Raw genomic sequence first — 1520 nt, 5'->3', positions numbered from 1 at the left:
TGACATGCTGGGTCTCCTTGTTGCCCATTATGCCTCGCCACACACGGAAATCCTGACAGTCCCTTCAGCCATGCCAGCGTCCGCTCGACGACCCAACGGCGCGGGAGGACCACGAAGCCCTTGGCGGTATCGGACCGTTTGACGATCTCGAGGGTCCATTTGCCGATCCGGCGCAGCGCTTGCCGGAGCTTGTCGCCGGCATAGCCGCCATCGGCAAACACATGACGCAGCCACGGGAAGCGCTTGATGATCTGAGCGAGCACCAGCGGTGCACCGTCCCGGTCCTGGATGTCGGCGGTGTGGATCACGGCGTGGACCAGATTGCCCTCGGTGTCGGTCAGGATGTGGCGCTTGCGGCCCTTGATCTTCTTGCCCGCATCATAGCCGCGAGGACCACCGGATTCGGTGGTTTTGACGCTCTGGCTGTCGATGACCCCGGCACTGGGCGAGGCATCGCGCCCTCTCGCCTCGCGTCCGATCAGCAACAGGGCATGATTGAGCGACAACCAGAGCCGGTTGTCCCGCCACAGGTAAAACCAGCGCCGCACTGTCGAGACCGGCGGAAAGCACGGCGGCAGCATCCGCCAAGGCAGACCGCCGCGCAACAGATACAGGATCGCCTCGACAATCCGCCTGAGCGGCCACTTGCGCGGGCGGCCCACATGCGACGGCGGCGGCAGAAACAAGCAGCGCCCATTCGGCGTCGGTCAAATCACTTGGCAAAGCCAAGTCCGCACGGGCATAGAGTGCCCGAGTGGTGTCAGTCCACATCGTTGATCTCCGGTAGTCTTCGCAAAACCACTTGAATCAACGACTTGGCATGACGTCAAGCTAACCCACTGATACCACTCAACTTAGTTTCGGATCAGGCTCTGACACCGGAACAGGTTGATCAGGTCACTGCCTCGACTCTTGGATACGACGTCGCACTGCGAATCGAATTGGATGTCGGAAAATCGATCATCGCCAAAGCCCCGACGAAGGGCGAAGGATTGGAACGGCTCCAGGAGATGAAGGACTATGTACGCGAAGTAATTGTCGCCGAATATAAGTTGGAACGCGCCAGCGTTGGCATTGTCGGACGCGCGGCTATCGACCGAATTTCGCGCAACGCGATACAGCAGGCATTCGAAGTGTTCGAGGAGGACGGCGACCTGTGATTAGAATCGCGTGCCTTCCCGAGGATCTCCCGGACCTGCGCGGAACCGATTTGCGGTTCGATATATATTCGCGATCGCGTCTTTCGGGGCGCGGCCGAGTGGGCAACCTCGTGCCCGGACGTATACGCCGACTTGGCCTGCGACCATCGGTTAGCGCGTGGGACTTCACCTCATTTGCGATGGCGGTGGTTGCATCTGACGAAGCGGTATCGCGCGAGCGTAGCCCAGATGGATGGACGCGTGAGATCGACCTGACAGTTGCAGTGACGTCGCCAGATTTCTGGAACACGCAACGCGCGCGCCTATGCTCCCGACCGCAAAAGTGAACGCGCCGAAGCGCACCTTGGGAGCTATTCCGGC

1 protein-coding gene and 1 pseudogene are annotated in these 1520 nt (G+C 60.7%); one reads left to right on the top strand and one right to left on the bottom strand.

The annotated features are described in order from the left end of the window. Positions 1–65: 65 nt before the first annotated feature. Positions 66–771, bottom strand: a pseudogene (locus IE122_RS18170) (IS5 family transposase); the annotation flags it as partial. Positions 772–839: 68 nt separating this feature from the next. Between IE122_RS18170 and IE122_RS18165 the strand changes: the two are divergent. Then, positions 840–1160: a Qat anti-phage system associated protein QatB gene (locus IE122_RS18165; RefSeq protein WP_505832664.1), complete on the top strand. Its 321-nt coding sequence runs from the start codon at positions 840–842 to the stop codon at positions 1158–1160. The last annotated feature ends 360 nt before the right edge of the window (positions 1161–1520 follow it).

It is taken from the genome of Novosphingobium colocasiae (assembly GCF_014652555.1).
GTDB lineage: Bacteria > Pseudomonadota > Alphaproteobacteria > Sphingomonadales > Sphingomonadaceae > Novosphingobium > Novosphingobium colocasiae.
The sequence above is the reverse complement of the archived record's forward strand: the minus strand, read 5'-3'. Positions and strand labels throughout refer to the sequence as shown.